The organism is Alteromonas sp. H39 (assembly GCF_047556435.1).
Lineage (GTDB): Bacteria > Pseudomonadota > Gammaproteobacteria > Enterobacterales > Alteromonadaceae > Alteromonas.
The window spans coordinates 3,843,980-3,859,633 of record NZ_CP180210.1; the positions used below are offsets into that span (position 1 = coordinate 3,843,980).

Below are 15,654 nucleotides of genomic sequence, written 5' to 3' on the forward strand. Positions count from 1 at the left end.
AGTGGGGGAAGCGTACCGATTTTCAAGGCTTGGCCGCAGACATTTATTGCTTCTTCCTACGCAGCATGTCAGCAAACAACGTAATAATCACTACGCAATGGCAGCAACAAACACACCCTTGCGAAGCAAGTCGTCCTTCCCTTTTCCAAGCCGTGTTACGTCAAGGAAATGTGCCAGGTTCACTGGATTGTGACGAAGTTAAAAAAACGGTAACGAATAAACAGAAGTGCCGCCCAAGCCAGGGAAAGCATATCTGCACGTACAAGAGGCATCAGCGGCATATGCAGTGTACAGGTAATGCAGCGAGCAGAGTAATCATGACCATGTGTTTATGCATCGAATGCAGCGCCAGTGCATGGCATGCAAAAGGTCGGGAGGATGTGTTAATAATCGGACTTGTAAACCACGTCACGAGTGCTGACGTGGTTTACAAGCAGAATACCCTGCGTTTACAGGTTCCAGTACCAGATTTGGCAAGTAGAGATGTTCACTTTCCGTAGTGTGTGTTTTGCTCGTTCGGCGTCACGTTTAGAATCAAATGGCCCCAGAATCACTCTGAACCAGTCGCCATTCGCACCGCTACTCGGGCGGATCTGGGCTTCTAGTCCCTGAAAGGCAATTTTCGCTTTCATTTCTTCAGCCTGAGAACGGGTACGGAACGACGCGCACTGCATCAGGTAACGTTTATCAGAAGCTTCCTGTTCCGCGACATCAACCTCCACTTCATAGCCTGGCAGTGTTTTGATGTACTCCCACTCTTCTTCTGGCAGTTCCGGTAACTCGTCTTCGGAAGGCGCTACCGATTTGGTTACCGGTGCATCCACTTCCGTTTCTGCGGCATCTTTTATCGACCAGAGAAACACTGCAAACCCAACCAGTAAAATAACCACGATTGCCAGCTTGATTCTGGCGTAAGGTGTGATTTGAGGAGAACCGGGTTTCTTTTTATTCTTTGCTTGCTTTTTCTTCTGCGGCGCACGACCACGAGAAACATAATCACGTTGAGCCATAGACGGCGTACTTTTCCACTACTGTAATTCATTGACGCGTTGATGATGCCGATGAGGATCCTCATCGCACTGATGGCCAGTGTAACCGCAATTACATTTAATTGCTGCCCACTTTGTCAACAAAATGACTAAGTATTTGACGGCCACAGAAAATCAGCTTGGTAACGGAGGCCCGGCACTCTCTGAGCCCGTTTCATCACTTTGGTTTTGTGCTTTAATGACCGCTTAAATAATAGCTTCCCCTGATACCGACAGCGGCTGCTTAACTAAAATCCGTTGGGTCTACATCCACCGACCAGCGAACGCGACTGGCCTGAGGCTGACTGGACATGTAGGGCAAAGCAATGCGCACAGCATCATGCAGCGGTTTTCGCTTGTCACTTTGACAGAGCAGGATAAACCGGTAACGTCCCTGTCGCTTTTCCATCAGACCGGGCATCGGACCTATCAACTGAATATGACCGTATTCGGCAAGCACATGCCGACATCCACTTAAAAAATCATAAGCCAGACGGCCCTCTACGGCTTCAGCACGCACCACAACCTGACTGGTATAAGGAGGAAGTGCTGCCAGCTTACGCTCTTCCAGCGCATGTCGGGCAAAATGTCCGTATCCGTTTTGCACCAGATCCTGTAGCAGAGGATGATCAGGATTGTGCGTTTGCAGCCACATTTCTCCCGGCTTGCTGGCGCGTCCAGCACGCCCCGCAAGCTGCGTCACCAACTGTGCTAGTTTCTCAGCGGCCCGAAAATCCGCACTGAAAAGCGCGCCATCACAATCCAGTACCACCACCAGCGTCACATGTGGAAAGTGGTGGCCTTTCGATAAAATTTGCGTGCCAATAAGGATTTGGTAATCTCTGGCATTAATCGCGTCGAGCGTGCCCTGCAGTTTATCTTTTCCGCGCACTGAATCACTGTCTATACGTATCTGGGCCGCATGCGGGAAATGGGTAGCAAGCCCTTGCTCCACTTGTTCAGTCCCCACACCACTGGTGACCAGTTCGGGACTGCCGCACGCACCGCAACGCGCCGGTATAGGTCGCGTGGCAGCACAGTGATGACACTGCATACGGTTTAACGAACGATGCACCGTGAAAGGTCGGTCACATCGCTCACACATTTCCGTTTCACCGCAGTGGTGACAAAGCAATGCCGGGGCAAACCCACGTCGATTGACAAAAACCAGCACCTGATTGCCCTGTTGCAGATGTTGACGCATCACCGTCAGTAACCCCTCGGCAATGCCGCTGTGCAGTGGCTGATCCCGGATATCCAGAATGTGCTGGCGGGTCGACTGAGCACCACCTGCTCTTTGCGTCAATTGCAAGTGATGGTAGCGGCCGGCTATGGCATTATTCAGCGTTTCCAGCGACGGGGTTGCCGTGCCCATAACCAGCGGAATATTTTCCTCTTTGGCTCTTAATACCGCCAGATCTCTGGCGTGATAACGGAGTCCGTCCTGCTGTTTAAAAGACTCGTCGTGCTCCTCGTCGACAATCAACATGCCAGGACTATGCAGGGGGGTAAAAATGGCAGAACGTGTGCCGATAATGATACCAAGTTCACCGGCTCTGGCACGCTGCCAGACTGTCAGCCTGGCGGTATCGGTGAGCTGCGAATGGAGCACGCCAACCTCAATACCGAAACGGTCAGAAAACCGCTGAACCGTTTGGGGTGTTAATCCTATTTCAGGAACCAGAATCAGTACCTGTCTGCCCGCCTTAAGCACAGGTTCAATCGCCTGCAGATATACTTCGGTTTTTCCGCTGCCGGTAACGCCTTCCAGCAAATGGGGGGTAAACGCGTCTTTCTGTGTAGTGATTGCCGCGATGGCTACTGCTTGTTCACGATCAGGCCGCGGCGCCTGGCCCATTGTAATGTCAGCGACGAATTGCCGGGGCGAAGGCGTCCATGGGTGACGCTTCTCACAAATCAGCGCTTTCTCTATGAGCGCATTAATCACGGCGGCAGAATAGTCTCGCCGCATTGCCTCTTTGGGCTGCGGCGCCTCTTTTATTGCCGAAAAACAGGCTTGTTGTTTAGGCGCGCGGCTTAGCGAATCTGGCTGCGTTGTCTCACCGGTTTGTGTGCAATGCAGAAAAAGTACGCCGTCTGGTATCGCGGCCTCTCCTTTTCGCAGTAATACTGGCAGCACCGTATGCAACACTTCGCCCGGTGCGTGATGATAATATTGAGATAACCATCTGCATAGTGTCAGTAGCGTGCCGGACAGTACCGGTTCGTCATCCAGCACCTCGCTGATAGCTTTGATTTTCGATGTGTCTTGCTGTGCATCTGCCTCCCCCATCACAATACCCACCACGTTGCGTGGCCCGAACGGAACGCGAACTCTGACACCAGCGTTGAGCGCCGTGTTGTGCTGATAGGTAAAGGTTTGTCTGAGCGGTACCGGCACCGCCACATCGATTAGCGCCATGATGCGCATGCACTCCACTACAATTCGGGAAACTGAAAACGTTATAGTATACAGGACATAACCCGGATACCAACGCGCTGACTGCCTGCATCGCTGCATCACAGGTCGACATGCGGGATCGTCACAACGCCCTCTTCGTCAGACGCCCTTTCTGGCTGTTTGCAGGTGCAATGACTCACTGTAAAAAACGCCTGAAAATGCGATGCTGGCTGGCTTTATGAGCGTTTAATTATCACACAAACTGCTTGATCCCGAGGGCAAGTTACATTAATATGCGCCGCTCTTTACGGCAAGGCCATGGTGCTTTGCATAACTTTTAAGTTGCGTATGGTGTTCAGCTTCGGGCTGGATAGCGATACGGCCTTATAATGAGGTACCCCATGAAACAAGGTATTCACCCTGATTACGCTGAAATTACTGCAACTTGCTCTTGCGGTAATACCATTAAAGTTCGCTCTACAATGGGTAAAGACATCAACCTGGACGTATGTTCATCATGTCACCCGTTCTACACTGGTAAGCAACGTAACGTTGATACCGGTGGTCGTGTAGATCGCTTCAAGAAGCGTTTTGGTGCACTGGGCAAAAAATAAGTCTGGTTTCCAAACGAAAAAAAGCGCCTTCCCGGCGCTTTTTTTGTGTCTGTAATAATTATTCGTCACGATAATTTTCACCAGCCAGGGCTTCCTTTTGTTATAAGCCAATACCAGCAAAGTAAAAACCAGCGACGCTTCGTCATTCTCTTTTCATTATTATTCACATTTATGCATTTGGATTCAAAAGCGATATATATTTCGCTCATTTCATAAACAAAATAAATAGCGAATATTGACAGACTTCGCTAGAGACCCGCCTTGGTTCCCGATAAATTATAGATTAAACAGCCTGATCAGATATGTTCTGTGAATAATGCTGTGGTAAAGTTGCGCGAAAAAACAGCGAACGCTACGTTATGCTGTATTTATGGCGTGTTGATAGTTGCAGCACGCCAAAGGCACTATTGACAATAAAACCGTCAAGTAATGTTCACCAGCACGAAAAAGAAGTATTAACAGCACGCCTCTTTTTCATGAGACAGTGATGTCACGGCTGGCGGCAGACACCCTCAACCCCTACAGTGAAGGACACTTGAAATAATGTCAGATTTTAGACAACGCGCCCTTGATTATCATGCAAAGCCAACCCCTGGAAAAATTCGGGTTGAGCTGTCCAAACCCGCCGAGGGAGTCGATGATCTTGCTCTTGCCTACAGCCCAGGCGTGGCTGAGCCGGTCCGTGAAATAGCGGAAGATCCTGATGCGGCTTATCAGTACACCGCCAAAGGCAATATGGTTGCGGTTATCAGTAATGGGACCGCCATTCTGGGACTTGGCAACCTGGGTCCACTGGCGTCTAAGCCGGTGATGGAAGGCAAAGCGCTGCTGTTTAAACGATTCGCGGGGCTGGACGCCATCGACATCGAAGTAAAACATCGCACCACCGAAGAGTTCATCAATACGGTAGCCAATATCGCCGATACCTTTGGTGGTATTAATTTAGAAGACATCAAAGCGCCGGAGTGTTTCGAGATAGAGCAGGAGCTTATCAAACGCTGCAAAATTCCGGTGTTTCATGATGATCAGCACGGCACAGCTATTGTCACCGCCGCCGGCATGCTGAATGCGCTGGAGATCCAGGGCAAGAATATTGAAGACGCCAAAATCGTGTGTATGGGTGCAGGTGCGGCCGCCGTTGCCTGTATGGAGCTGTTGATTAAGTGTGGTGCGCAACGCGAACGCATCTATATGCTTGACAGAAAAGGCGTAATTCACACCCGCCGCGAAGACTTAACTGAACATAAAGCACTGTTTGCGAACAACACCGACAAGCGCACGCTGGATGATGTCATGGACGGGGCTGATATCTTTGTCGGCGTATCAGGCCCGGATGTATTGCCGCCGGAAACGCTACGTCTGATGGCAGAAAATCCGATTGTCTTTGCCTGCTCCAATCCGGATCCGGAAATTAAACCTGAGCTGGCCCACGAAGTCCGTTCTGACTTAATCATGGCAACGGGCCGTTCCGATTATCCGAATCAGGTGAATAACGTGCTGTGTTTCCCATTTATCTTCCGCGGCGCACTGGATGTCAGGGCAACGGCAATAAATGATGAAATGAAAGTGGCGGCGGTAGAAGCTATCAGAGCCATTTCGAAAGAGCCGGTTCCTGAAGAGGTACTGAAAGCCAGTAAAAGCGAATCGCTCACCTTTGGGAAAGATTACATTATCCCCAAGCCGATGGATCCGCGTCTGTGCTCGCGTATCGCCAGAGCCGTCGCTCAGGCGGCGCTGGATTCTGGAGTAGCAAGACTGGAATCACTACCAGCCTCTTACGAATAAGACAAAAACAGGTGCTGGTTATGACCAGCACCTTTATCTTACTTTTCACGCATCGATTGCAAGACGTCACTTTCTAACACCGACGCCTCAATCCTGCTTACGATTTCAGTGCATCTTCGTCGACCTGTGGGTCGATACCCATCTCTTGCATAATCTTACGGGCTTCTTCAGGAATACGATTCGGATTGTCTTTGCGCAAATCCTCGTCGCTTGGTAAAGGCTGACCGGTGAATGCATGTAAGAATGCTTCACACAGTAATTCTGAATTGGTGGCATGGCGCAGATTATTAATTTGTCTGCGTGTTCGCTCATCCGTCAGTTCTTTGAGCACATTGATTGGGATTGAAACGGTAACTTTTTTTACCTGCTCACTCTTTTTTCCGTGCTCTGCGTAGGGGTGTATATACTTTCCGTTCCATTTTGCCATTAGGGATCCCGGGCTACTCTTATTTATGTTATGAAGAGAAATTCTAAACAATGTGGCGAAAAGGTCAATTGAGCAGTGTAAACCGCTTGACGTCTAGACATATATAAAATAATTTAGACGTCTAAACGTCTACAAGGGTATTCATCATGGTTTCTTACGCACAAGGTATCGATGCATTGAATCAGTCGCTCTCTGAGCTACGCGATATCGATGTGTCATTTGAGTTTTTTCCACCCAAATCCGAGCAGATGGAGAGAACCCTGTGGAAATCGGTAGAACGTCTGGCACCACTGAAACCCAGCTATATGTCTGTCACCTACGGCGCAAACAGCGGTGAGCGCGACCGGACTCATGATGTCGTAAAACGCATTCAACAGCAAACCGGCGTGCCGGCGGTGCCTCACCTGACCTGCGTCGATGCCTCCAAAGATGAGCTGAAACAAATAGCGAAAGATTATTGGAACTCCGGTATCCGCCGCATTGTTGCACTGCGAGGCGACTTGCCTCAGGGCGTAGATAAAACTGAAATGTATGCTTCAGATCTGGTCGCGTTGCTCAAAGACGTTGCGGATTTTGATATTTCAGTGGCAGCCTATCCGGAAAAACATCCTGAAGCCCCTAATGCGCAGTTTGATCTGCTCAACCTGAAGCGCAAAGCTGAAGCTGGCGCCAGCGAGGCTATCACCCAGTTTTTCTTTGATACCAGTTTATTTCTGCGATTTCGTGATCGCGCTGCCGCAGCAGGCATTGATTTAGATATTGTTCCTGGCATTCTGCCAGTCACTAACTATCAGACTCTGGTCAAATTTGCCGGCTTTACCAATGTTCACGTACCAGGCTGGTTGCACAAAATGTATGAGGGGCTGGACGACGATGACCAGACCACCCGTAACTTGCTGGGGGCCAATATCGCCATGGAGCAGGTGAAGGTACTGGCAAAAGAAGGGGTAAAACACTTTCACTTCTATACCCTGAATCGTAGTGAGCTTAGCTATGCAATCTGTCATATGCTGGGACTCAGAGCCTGAGACTACATTGTAGTTCAGATTATTGCGGCCAACAGTGGCAGGTAGGATATTGTTATATTGCCAATACTACCTGCACGCGGTTATGCCAGTAAAATGAACAAGTAGCGGCCACCGATTATGAGTAAATGCATTATCAGTGAAAGCCACCGCTACAGCAGCGCCCACTTTTCCATGATTTGCCGATATTCGCCGGATGCTTTAAGCGACGCCAAACCGGCCCTCAGCTTTTCTGTCAGCGCTACGGAAGTATCAGGGCCGGTTGCCATTTGAAGCTCAAGATTAAGCGGCTCCACTTCAGCCGCACTGACGATGTGAATCGGATCGAGCCCGGCACTACTGACCTCATATTTACCGGTCACGAGATTAGACAACACCAGGTCAATACGTTTTTTGTATAGAAGCGACCACAGTTCAGTAGGGCTTTTAGCCAAGATCAGGTTTTGATATTCCTTAAAGCCATGACGCTGTAAATACCCTGCAGAACCGTACCCCCTGACAGTGCCTACCCGATACTTTTTGGCATCGTGAAACTCAGAGATTTCAATATCGGCCCTCTCACGAAGGCGAATAAACGACGCTTTTGCCACGTGCACTACCCCCAACCACTGCAGGTCGTTTTCCCTTGCAGGTGTTTTTAGAACCGACAACAGCACCACATTCGGATGATGCTCCGCTTCATAATAAGCGCGTGCCCAGGGAAGTAATTCAACGGTGGCGTTCAGATGCAAATGCGCGATAAGCGCGTTGGCAAGATCATATACTGCGCCTTGTTCCACCCCCTCTTCTTCCCAATAAAAAGGGGCGGCGGACTCGCCATAGAAGCGGATAACGGTGCTGTCGCTGGCGGATACTGTTTGACAAAAATACAGGCATCCGAACACGCTTAACGCTCGCAGGAATGAAATAAGTCTGCTTTTGTTATTGTGCATCATACAATACTACCACCTGATACTACCGATACCGTGTAAAGCCGGGGCAGTCATCTGCCCAGGAGTCATTATGTACTTGCCGTAACTGTCGTGACCGTGGATAACTGCTGATGCAGCGGTTCGCCGGGCAATCGTTATTATTTATTTTTACAGTATCACTGGGCATTTTATCACCAAATTCTGAGATTAAAAAAGATACTGCCAAGGAGATATTTCGGCCCGGCCCTGCACAGCGACGTTAAAGGAGAGAGCACCGACATCCCCTTCGCCGTGAAACGCATTGCTCACCGGGTAGATGGGGTATACCATCTAGATGACAGCAAATTTCGGGTATTCAGGAGTCCGACGTGAGTGAAAACCGTCTGCAGGAACGATGGAAGCAAGTGCAGCCGCAGCTTTTCAATTTTGGAAAAGTGTTTATAGCGCGTTGCCGACAGGACAATATTGCCATGTCGGCAGGTCATCTGGCGTACGTCACACTGCTCTCGCTGGTACCTTTCATCATGGTAACATTCACGATCATGTCGGCATTTCCGGCATTTGTCTCTGTGCGCAGCAAGCTCGAGCATTTTATTTTCAGCAACTTCGTGCCAACTGCCAGTGACGTGGTGCATCAATATATGTCCGAATTTGTGGGTAACGCATCACAAATGGGCGCGATCGGGATCCTTTCTCTGCTAATGGTGGCATTGTTGCTGATTTCGAACGTCGATAAAACACTCAACCGGATATGGCGGACTCAGTCAGACCGCCCCATCGTTTATACGTTTGCCATTTACTGGATGGTCATTACGCTGACGCCGATGCTGATTGGATCCAGCGTGATTGTCAGCTCCTACCTTGTAGGCATTGCCGCTTTTGCTGAAGAGTACACGCCTGGGTTAGGCACCTTTTTGCTTAGTATGGTGCCCAGCTTCACCGCTATGCTCGCCTTTCTCATTTTATATATGGTAGTTCCTAACCGACGTGTTAATGCGGTACACGCACTACTGGGGGCGTTTATTGCCACGCTGGCATTTGAAGGAACCAAGCAGGTCTTTACATTGTATGTCACAAGCTTTCCCTCCTATCAGCTCATATATGGCGCTCTGGCGGTAGTACCTATTCTGTTTCTGTGGGTGTACCTTTCCTGGATAGTGGTTCTACTGGGCGCAGAATTTACCTGCTCGATAGCAGATACCTTTGACAGCCACAGGGCTGAAGACGAACCCAGAAAAATAGCTGAAGAATGATAACAGCCTTCGTCTGACGCTCTGGGCCTGCTGCACCGCAATTTTACTGCACTGCGCACGCCCGGGGCGGCTGTCTGAAGCATTGTTGGTAAAGGCGAATAGTCAGTTTATCAATGAAAGCGTAATCAACTTTCGTAAACTGAGGCGGCATCTGACATTGCCCCAGCACGGTGTCCGTCTTGTTAATGTGACTCCCCGTGTACTGTCGGCCAGTGCCGCAATACCACATAGGATGGTCTTCTAACGGGTTGCGACGGTAATATCGGCAGCAAGACAGCAAAAAACGCTGCACAAATAACCATGAGCTGGCACCTGCACAACGTTTTTTATTAAGATAGATTGTATCGGCAGCGTTAGTTTTTCAGCGTATTAATGAAAGCATCGGACTCGGCGATTGCATCGTTCATTTCCTGAATAAGCTGCTGCACATCACCCTGGATTTCATTAAGTTCGCCTTGCAGCGCGCCGATCGCGCTGGCATTCAGATTGTGTTTCAAATACAGCACATTATCCTGAAACGCCGTCAGGATAGGATCCATACGGCTTTCAGCCTTACGCATCGCTTTAATCATAGTTTCGTAACGACGGCGGGTATCGCGAAGCTTATTGGCGCTATCGCGCTTAAGTGAGTCGTTCTGGTATTTCTCCAGTTCATCTTCCCACTCATCAAACAGCGCCTCGGCAACGCTTTCCACGTTATCGATTCGCGTGTTCACTTCTTCCGCTGCTGCCTGGCTGTCTTCAAACTGACTATTGAGCTCGTTATAGACATCTTCAAGTTCGCCACCATCAAAGTTGATAAGTGCGCTGAACTCTTCAAGTGCAGAACTAAACTGCTCTTGCGCGTCTTCCTGTGACTCTTTCGCATTCTCTACGCGGTCAACAAGGATGTCACGTTTCTCAACGCCAACTTTCTCCCACGCCGCATAATAGGCCGACTGGCAGCCTGAAAGAGTCAAAAAGGCTGCTGAAACCAGCGCAACCTTTAAACTGTGTAATCTCATAACGTTTCCCTGCCGCGATAACGTGCGGCACTAATGATGGACCAGATGTGGAAAATTACGCCAAGTGGCCAGAAAAGGATCGCAAGGAAAACCGTAGCCGCCAACGCGTAGCACACACCCACCACAATGAAGAAAAATAAGGCACCGAGTATGCGTCCCTGGACGAGGTGACCCAGCCCCGGGATAAAAAAGTTACATACCGCTGCAATAACATTACCACCGGATCCCTGACCTGCCATATTAACTTCCTCGCAATTACTCTCAGAATATGATTCATTATGTAAACTAAACCAAAAAACTCAGTCATACAACGCACTGAAATAAAATGAAACGACTTTATCCTGATATTGGCTGTTCAGATAGCGGGTTTTTAGACACGGACGATGGCCACTCGCTGTACTACGAAGTCAGTGGCAACCCCGATGGGATCCCCGTACTTTATCTGCATGGTGGCCCCGGCGCGGGCCTGTCACCGAACTATAAGCGTTTCTTTGATGCCAACCGATACCGCATCATTGGTTTTGAACAGCGCGGCTGCGGTCGCTCTAAGCCGTTTGGCTCGCTGCAAAATAACACGACGCAGCATAGTCTTGGAGATATCCAGCGGCTGCGCCGCTTTCTGGGTATTGACAGGTGGGTGGTGTTTGGCGGTTCGTGGGGCGCCACGCTGGCATTGTTAAGCGCGCTGGATAATCCTGAAGCGGCCAGCGGCGTTATTTTGCGTGGTGTATTCCTTGGAAGGCAACAAGACAGAGACTGGTTTTTGTCTCCTTCAGGAGGAGCCGCACAGCTGTTTCCGGAATTTTATGCGCAGTTTATTGACCGCATACCCGAGCCTCTCACTACAGAATCAATCTGTGAGCACTTTCGCGCTGAGTTCAGTGCAAAAAGTGAAGTTACCAGGCTTTCCGCATTGAAGCGCTGGTATGTGTGGGAGGAGCGGTTGTCGCGATTATCACTACCTCCTGGCACCGGTGATTTTACGTCGCACTACCCTATTGCGCTAATGACCAGCCTCGCCAAATTAGAATGCCATTTCCTTTCCCATCACTGTTTTATCCCCGAAAACTATATTCTTGATAACATAAAGAAAATTGCTCATATTCCTGCGACAATCGTACATGGTCGGTATGACATGATTTGCAAATCAAGTGCTGCATTTAGCCTGCACAAGGCCTGGGAGAACAGTGACCTGGTGGTGGTACCGGACGCGGGTCACAGTACTTCAGAACCCGGCATCGCCTACGCGCTTTGCCGTGCCACGCGGGATATGTCCAGATTTATCAGAGAGCGGAATAAATGATTGGAATAATACAACGGGTATCGAGAGCCAGTGTGGATGTCGATAACAGTGAGATAAGTGCCATTGATAAAGGGATCCTGCTGCTGCTTGGTGTAGAAAAAGATGACACTGCAGAGCAAGTCGAGAAACTGGCTCAGAAGATCTGCCAGTACCGGATCTTTGCAGACGACAATGGCAAAATGAATCTGAATATTCAGCAGATCGGCGGCAGTGTACTGGTTGTCTCTCAGTTTACCCTGGTAGCAGATACGAAGAAGGGGAATCGTCCTGGCTTTTCACGTGGCGCATCGCCTGAACATGGAGAAAAAATTTACCGGGACGTTATCGCAGCAATAGAAGGTAAGGGCGTGCCAGTGAAAACCGGTCAGTTCGGTGCCGATATGCAAGTTTCGCTGGTAAATGACGGACCAGTCACCTTTGAGTTTCAGTTCTGACAGTGCATCGCGTAGCGACCCGCCCGTGTACCGCTGCCATTCGCTTGCAGATAATTACATCAGCTCTGCACGCAGTCAGCTGCGACCAGCGCTCCTGACAATATCAGAATTTCCCTTGTGAGCGGTGGCTGCTTGCGTTTAAATGGGGGCTGACTCATTAACGCAGAGCGCTGATATCGTGTTCAAAGTGGTTACTCCTCAAACAGAAGAAGAGCTAGAGGCCTACTATCATTTTCGCTGGCAATATTTACGCCAGCCATGGAACTTCCCTCCGGGCTCAGAAAAAGATGAGTATGAGCAAGTTGCTGAGCACCGGATGATTGTCGACGGAAAAAGCACTATCGTCGCCTGTGGCCGCGTTCACATGAATACTGCCGAAGAAGCCCAAATCCGCCATATTGCAGTGCACAGTGATCACCAGCGAAAAGGCCTTGGCCAGATGATACTGGGTGCGTTGGAAAACGTAGCGCGTGAACAGGGGGCGATTCGTGCGGTCACGAATAGCCGTGAAATCTCCATTCCGTTTTTCTCCGGCTGTGGCTTTATTATTGAGCGGGAGGCGCCCAACGAGCTTGGACTGCTAAAGCGCCAGCAAATGGTGAAAAAGCTTACCGCCATCGACACGCTGGTTCTGCATCCAAAATGGTGTACTGAACTTCAACAAACCTGGTCAGACACTATCCCCATCACCGAGCACATGGGAATCAAACTCCACCAGTTCACCGGACGAACCCTTGAGACCCGGGCGTCGCTAAACAAAAATATCAATATTCACGGCACCATGTTTGCTGGCAGCATTTTTTCTCTGGCTACCCTCACTGGGTGGGGAATGATTTACCTGCAGTTAAAAGAACGACAGCTAGACGGCGATATCGTATTGGGTGACGGCGACATTCATTACCACAAGCCTATCACAATGAAACCGCGGGCATTGTGCAATATCGAAACCCTGTCGGGGAAATTTGCATTACTGGAAAAGCGCAAAAAGTCGCGTTTTATCCTGCAGGTCGACATTCTCGATGACGACACGCCCGTTGCCGAATTTAAAGGGGTTTACTGGGTATTACCGCCAGCCAGAGAGAAGGAAACATCATGACTAGTATCGGTACGCCTTTTACCTCTTCAGCTACCAGGATCATGTTGCTGGGAAGTGGTGAACTCGGCAAAGAGGTGGCTATTGAGTGTCAGCGACTTGGCTGTGAGGTCATTGCCTGTGATAGTTACAAGAATGCACCCGCTATGCAGGTAGCTGACCGTTATCGGGTCTTTTCCATGCTGGATAGCGCGGCGTTAAAGACGGCAATTCTGGAAGAGAAACCTGATTATATCGTACCAGAGGTAGAAGCTATCGCCACTGACGTGCTGGTAGAAGTTGAAGAGATGGGGTTTCATGTCGTTCCCAGCGCCCGCGCGACCCAACTGACAATGAATCGTGAGGGGATCCGCACACTGGCTGCAGAAACCCTCGGTTTGCCCACTTCCAGATACGCCTTTGCAGAAAGTCTTGAAAGCTTCCGGCAGGCCGTTACCAGCATTGGTTTTCCCTGTTTCGTTAAACCGATTATGAGTTCGTCTGGCAAAGGCCAGAGTAAGCTCGATGGCCCCGACGAGATAGCGTCTGCCTGGGATTACGCGCAGCAGGGTGGGCGTGCCGGCAGCGGTAAAGTCATTGTAGAAGGCATGGTAGATTTCGATTATGAAATCACGCTTTTAACCACACGCACCCGTGATGGAACGGTGTTTTGTGCTCCTATTGGCCACCTACAGAAAGAGGGTGATTACCAACAATCGTGGCAGCCCCAGCCAATGTCGCAGCCTGCACTAGACAATGCACAACGTATTGCCGCAACCATCACCGAGGCCCTGGGCGGTTATGGCCTGTTTGGCGTTGAGTTGTTTATTAAAGGCAATGAGGTGATTTTCAGTGAGGTGTCTCCACGTCCACATGATACCGGAATGGTAACCCTTATTTCGCAGAACCTGTCTGAATTTGCACTGCACGCACGGGCCATTCTCGGGCTTCCTATTCCGACTATCACCTGCGACAGCCCAAGCGCCTCCTCGGTAATCCTGGTAGAAGGACATAGCAGCAATATCACCTACAGTGGACTGGACGTCGCATTATCACAGCCACAAACCGAACTGCGATTATTTGGTAAGCCAGAAGTCGCCGGAAAACGTAGAATGGGGGTCGCTCTGGCAAAAGGGATCTCTCTGGAAAAGGCCGTTGAAAAAGCGAAAGCGGCAGCCGCCGCAGTAAAGCCCACGTTTAACGACGCGTGAGCCTCGTGCTGAGGAGTGAGGTCGCAATAATCACACCGTCAGGGCGTGCCCGCTTTCCTCTGTTGGTGGCGTTTGAACACTCTAGCCAGTGCAGTGCATTATGTACAATTCAGGTATTACAGTCACTTTCTCTGCCGTGCTGATATCGTGTGAAACGAGCACAAAAAAGGCGCCTGAAGGCGCCTTTTTCAAATCAGTTTACCGCTCAAGCAGTCATTGCTGCCTGTAGCTTCTTCATCGCATTCTTTTCAATCTGACGTACACGTTCCGCAGACACTTCGTACTTGTCAGCAAGGTCCTGCAACGTAATCTTGTCGTCAGCAAGCCAGCGAGTTTCGATGATATGCTGGCTGCGCTCGTCAAGCGTCTTGATGGCAGAATACAAACGCTTAGAAGCATTAGTGTCCCAGTCCGTGTTAATCACGTCCATCTCGACGTCGGTAGATTTGTCTTCAAGGAACTGTACAGGCGCAAAGTTACCGTTCTCGTCGTCATCAGCGCTCAGATCAAATGCCTGATCCTGACTACTCATTCGCGCTTCCATCTGCAACACTTCTTTGGTGCTGACCCCCAGTTCGTTGGCGACGGTCTGCACTTCTTCGTGAGTGAACCAACCAAGACGTTTCTTCGCTTTACGCAAATTAAAGAACAATTTACGCTGCGCTTTTGTGGTCGCGACTTTTACAATACGCCAGTTTTTCAGCACAAATTCGTGTATTTCTGCTTTAATCCAGTGAACAGCAAACGACACAAGGCGTACACCTACTGTCGGGTCAAAGCGTTTCACCGCTTTCATCAGGCCAATATTACCTTCCTGAATCAAGTCAGCTTGCGGTAATCCATAGCCCGAATAAGATTTAGCAATATGCACAACGAAGCGCAGATGAGACATTACCAGCTTACGTGCAGCTGTCAGGTCCTCATCTTCACGTAATCGTAAAGCCAGTTCACGCTCTTGTTCAGCGGTCAGCATATCAATGCTGCTCACAGCCTGAATGTAGCCTTCAATGCTACCGCTGTGCAGCACCGACAGGGCCATAGATTGCATGTTGTTGCTCATATTCACCTCATTCATTAAGCACCTCATGGTAACAAAACCACCAGATCCTTGCGAGTCCTTTTCGTATTACAGACACGATCTGCAAGACGTCTATATGGGAACGAATTCCACATTATCAAGACCGCA

The 15,654-nt window shown here is 49.7% G+C and carries 15 protein-coding genes; 8 read left to right on the top strand and 7 right to left on the bottom strand.

Going from position 1 to position 15,654, the window contains the following annotated elements:
• Positions 1–449 precede the first annotated feature (449 nt).
• Together ACLBLI_RS16775 and priA are read right to left on the bottom strand one after the other, a co-directional pair.
• Positions 450–1,010: an SPOR domain-containing protein gene (locus ACLBLI_RS16775; RefSeq protein ID WP_414828689.1), complete on the bottom strand. Its 561-nt coding sequence runs from the start codon at positions 1,008–1,010 to the stop codon at positions 450–452.
• 262 nt (positions 1,011–1,272) lie between these two features.
• Positions 1,273–3,450 carry a primosomal protein N' gene (gene priA, locus ACLBLI_RS16780; protein WP_414828690.1) on the bottom strand — a complete coding sequence of 726 codons (2,178 nt, stop codon included), beginning with the start codon at positions 3,448–3,450 and terminating at the stop codon, positions 1,273–1,275.
• Between the two features lie 380 nt (positions 3,451–3,830).
• Between priA and rpmE the strand changes: the two genes are divergently transcribed.
• Together rpmE and ACLBLI_RS16790 are read left to right on the top strand one after the other, a co-directional pair.
• The gene (gene rpmE, locus ACLBLI_RS16785) at positions 3,831–4,043 is read left to right on the top strand and encodes a 50S ribosomal protein L31 (protein ID WP_218311007.1); all 213 of its coding nucleotides are present in this window, start codon (positions 3,831–3,833) and stop codon (positions 4,041–4,043) included.
• A gap of 543 nt (positions 4,044–4,586) precedes the next feature.
• Positions 4,587–5,828: a malic enzyme-like NAD(P)-binding protein gene (locus ACLBLI_RS16790; RefSeq protein ID WP_414828691.1), complete on the top strand. Its 1,242-nt coding sequence runs from the start codon at positions 4,587–4,589 to the stop codon at positions 5,826–5,828.
• Positions 5,829–5,925: 97 nt separating this feature from the next.
• Here ACLBLI_RS16790 and metJ read toward each other — a convergent pair whose 3' ends face one another.
• The gene (metJ, locus tag ACLBLI_RS16795) at positions 5,926–6,255 is read right to left on the bottom strand and encodes a met regulon transcriptional regulator MetJ (RefSeq protein ID WP_414828692.1); all 330 of its coding nucleotides are present in this window, start codon (positions 6,253–6,255) and stop codon (positions 5,926–5,928) included.
• A gap of 146 nt (positions 6,256–6,401) precedes the next feature.
• Between metJ and metF the strand changes: the two genes are divergently transcribed.
• The gene (gene metF, locus ACLBLI_RS16800; RefSeq protein WP_414828693.1) at positions 6,402–7,283 is read left to right on the top strand and encodes a methylenetetrahydrofolate reductase; all 882 of its coding nucleotides are present in this window, start codon (positions 6,402–6,404) and stop codon (positions 7,281–7,283) included.
• Positions 7,284–7,432: 149 nt separating this feature from the next.
• Here metF and ACLBLI_RS16805 read toward each other — a convergent pair whose 3' ends face one another.
• Positions 7,433–8,215 (bottom strand): substrate-binding periplasmic protein, encoded by a 783-nt coding sequence (locus ACLBLI_RS16805; protein WP_414828694.1) that lies wholly within the window; start codon positions 8,213–8,215, stop codon positions 7,433–7,435.
• A 359-nt stretch (positions 8,216–8,574) separates the two neighbouring features.
• Between ACLBLI_RS16805 and ACLBLI_RS16810 the strand changes: the two genes are divergently transcribed.
• Positions 8,575–9,444: a virulence factor BrkB family protein gene (locus ACLBLI_RS16810; protein ID WP_414830989.1), complete on the top strand. Its 870-nt coding sequence runs from the start codon at positions 8,575–8,577 to the stop codon at positions 9,442–9,444.
• A gap of 353 nt (positions 9,445–9,797) precedes the next feature.
• Here ACLBLI_RS16810 and ACLBLI_RS16815 read toward each other — a convergent pair whose 3' ends face one another.
• Both ACLBLI_RS16815 and ACLBLI_RS16820 read right to left on the bottom strand, forming a co-directional pair.
• Positions 9,798–10,448 carry a DUF2959 domain-containing protein gene (locus tag ACLBLI_RS16815; protein ID WP_414828695.1) on the bottom strand — a complete coding sequence of 217 codons (651 nt, stop codon included), beginning with the start codon at positions 10,446–10,448 and terminating at the stop codon, positions 9,798–9,800.
• A complete protein-coding gene (locus ACLBLI_RS16820; protein ID WP_414828696.1) occupies positions 10,445–10,687 on the bottom strand; it encodes a hypothetical protein in 243 nt (80 codons plus the stop codon). Before ACLBLI_RS16820 ends, ACLBLI_RS16815 begins: the two co-directional genes overlap by 4 nt.
• Before the next feature lie 86 nt (positions 10,688–10,773).
• On the opposite strand from ACLBLI_RS16820, the gene pip reads away from it, so the two are divergent.
• From pip to purT, 4 genes are all read left to right on the top strand, one after another.
• On the top strand, positions 10,774–11,751 hold the full coding sequence (gene pip / locus ACLBLI_RS16825) for a prolyl aminopeptidase (protein WP_414828697.1): 978 nt from the start codon (positions 10,774–10,776) through the stop codon (positions 11,749–11,751).
• Positions 11,748–12,185, top strand: a complete 438-nt coding sequence (gene dtd, locus ACLBLI_RS16830; protein WP_414828698.1) for a D-aminoacyl-tRNA deacylase — start codon at positions 11,748–11,750, stop codon at positions 12,183–12,185. The genes pip and dtd overlap by 4 nt, the downstream gene beginning before the upstream one ends.
• A gap of 178 nt (positions 12,186–12,363) precedes the next feature.
• A complete protein-coding gene (locus ACLBLI_RS16835) occupies positions 12,364–13,281 on the top strand; it encodes a YiiD C-terminal domain-containing protein (RefSeq protein WP_414828699.1) in 918 nt (305 codons plus the stop codon).
• Complete coding sequence (purT, locus tag ACLBLI_RS16840) at positions 13,278–14,468, top strand: formate-dependent phosphoribosylglycinamide formyltransferase (RefSeq protein WP_414828700.1); 1,191 nt, start codon at positions 13,278–13,280, stop codon at positions 14,466–14,468. Before ACLBLI_RS16835 ends, purT begins: the two co-directional genes overlap by 4 nt.
• A gap of 205 nt (positions 14,469–14,673) precedes the next feature.
• Here purT and rpoH read toward each other — a convergent pair whose 3' ends face one another.
• Entirely contained in the window at positions 14,674–15,528 is an 855-nt protein-coding gene (rpoH, locus tag ACLBLI_RS16845) for an RNA polymerase sigma factor RpoH (protein ID WP_414828701.1), read from the bottom strand.
• Between the last annotated feature and the right edge of the window lie 126 nt (positions 15,529–15,654).

Excerpts from the sequence above, each read along its gene's own strand:
- purT (WP_414828700.1), top strand. The coding sequence starts at position 13,278 with ATGACTAGTATCGGTACGCCTTTTACCTCTTCAGCTACCAGGATCATG.
- ACLBLI_RS16815 (WP_414828695.1), bottom strand. The coding sequence starts at position 10,448 with ATGAGATTACACAGTTTAAAGGTTGCGCTGGTTTCAGCAGCCTTTTTG.
- ACLBLI_RS16775 (WP_414828689.1), bottom strand. The coding sequence starts at position 1,010 with ATGGCTCAACGTGATTATGTTTCTCGTGGTCGTGCGCCGCAGAAGAAA.
- rpmE (WP_218311007.1), top strand. The coding sequence starts at position 3,831 with ATGAAACAAGGTATTCACCCTGATTACGCTGAAATTACTGCAACTTGC.
- dtd (WP_414828698.1), top strand. The coding sequence starts at position 11,748 with ATGATTGGAATAATACAACGGGTATCGAGAGCCAGTGTGGATGTCGAT.
- ACLBLI_RS16790 (WP_414828691.1), top strand. The coding sequence starts at position 4,587 with ATGTCAGATTTTAGACAACGCGCCCTTGATTATCATGCAAAGCCAACC.
- metF (WP_414828693.1), top strand. The coding sequence starts at position 6,402 with ATGGTTTCTTACGCACAAGGTATCGATGCATTGAATCAGTCGCTCTCT.
- rpoH (WP_414828701.1), bottom strand. The coding sequence starts at position 15,528 with ATGAGCAACAACATGCAATCTATGGCCCTGTCGGTGCTGCACAGCGGT.
- ACLBLI_RS16820 (WP_414828696.1), bottom strand. The coding sequence starts at position 10,687 with ATGGCAGGTCAGGGATCCGGTGGTAATGTTATTGCAGCGGTATGTAAC.
- ACLBLI_RS16805 (WP_414828694.1), bottom strand. The coding sequence starts at position 8,215 with ATGATGCACAATAACAAAAGCAGACTTATTTCATTCCTGCGAGCGTTA.
- pip (WP_414828697.1), top strand. The coding sequence starts at position 10,774 with ATGAAACGACTTTATCCTGATATTGGCTGTTCAGATAGCGGGTTTTTA.
- priA (WP_414828690.1), bottom strand. The coding sequence starts at position 3,450 with ATGGCGCTAATCGATGTGGCGGTGCCGGTACCGCTCAGACAAACCTTT.
- metJ (WP_414828692.1), bottom strand. The coding sequence starts at position 6,255 with ATGGCAAAATGGAACGGAAAGTATATACACCCCTACGCAGAGCACGGA.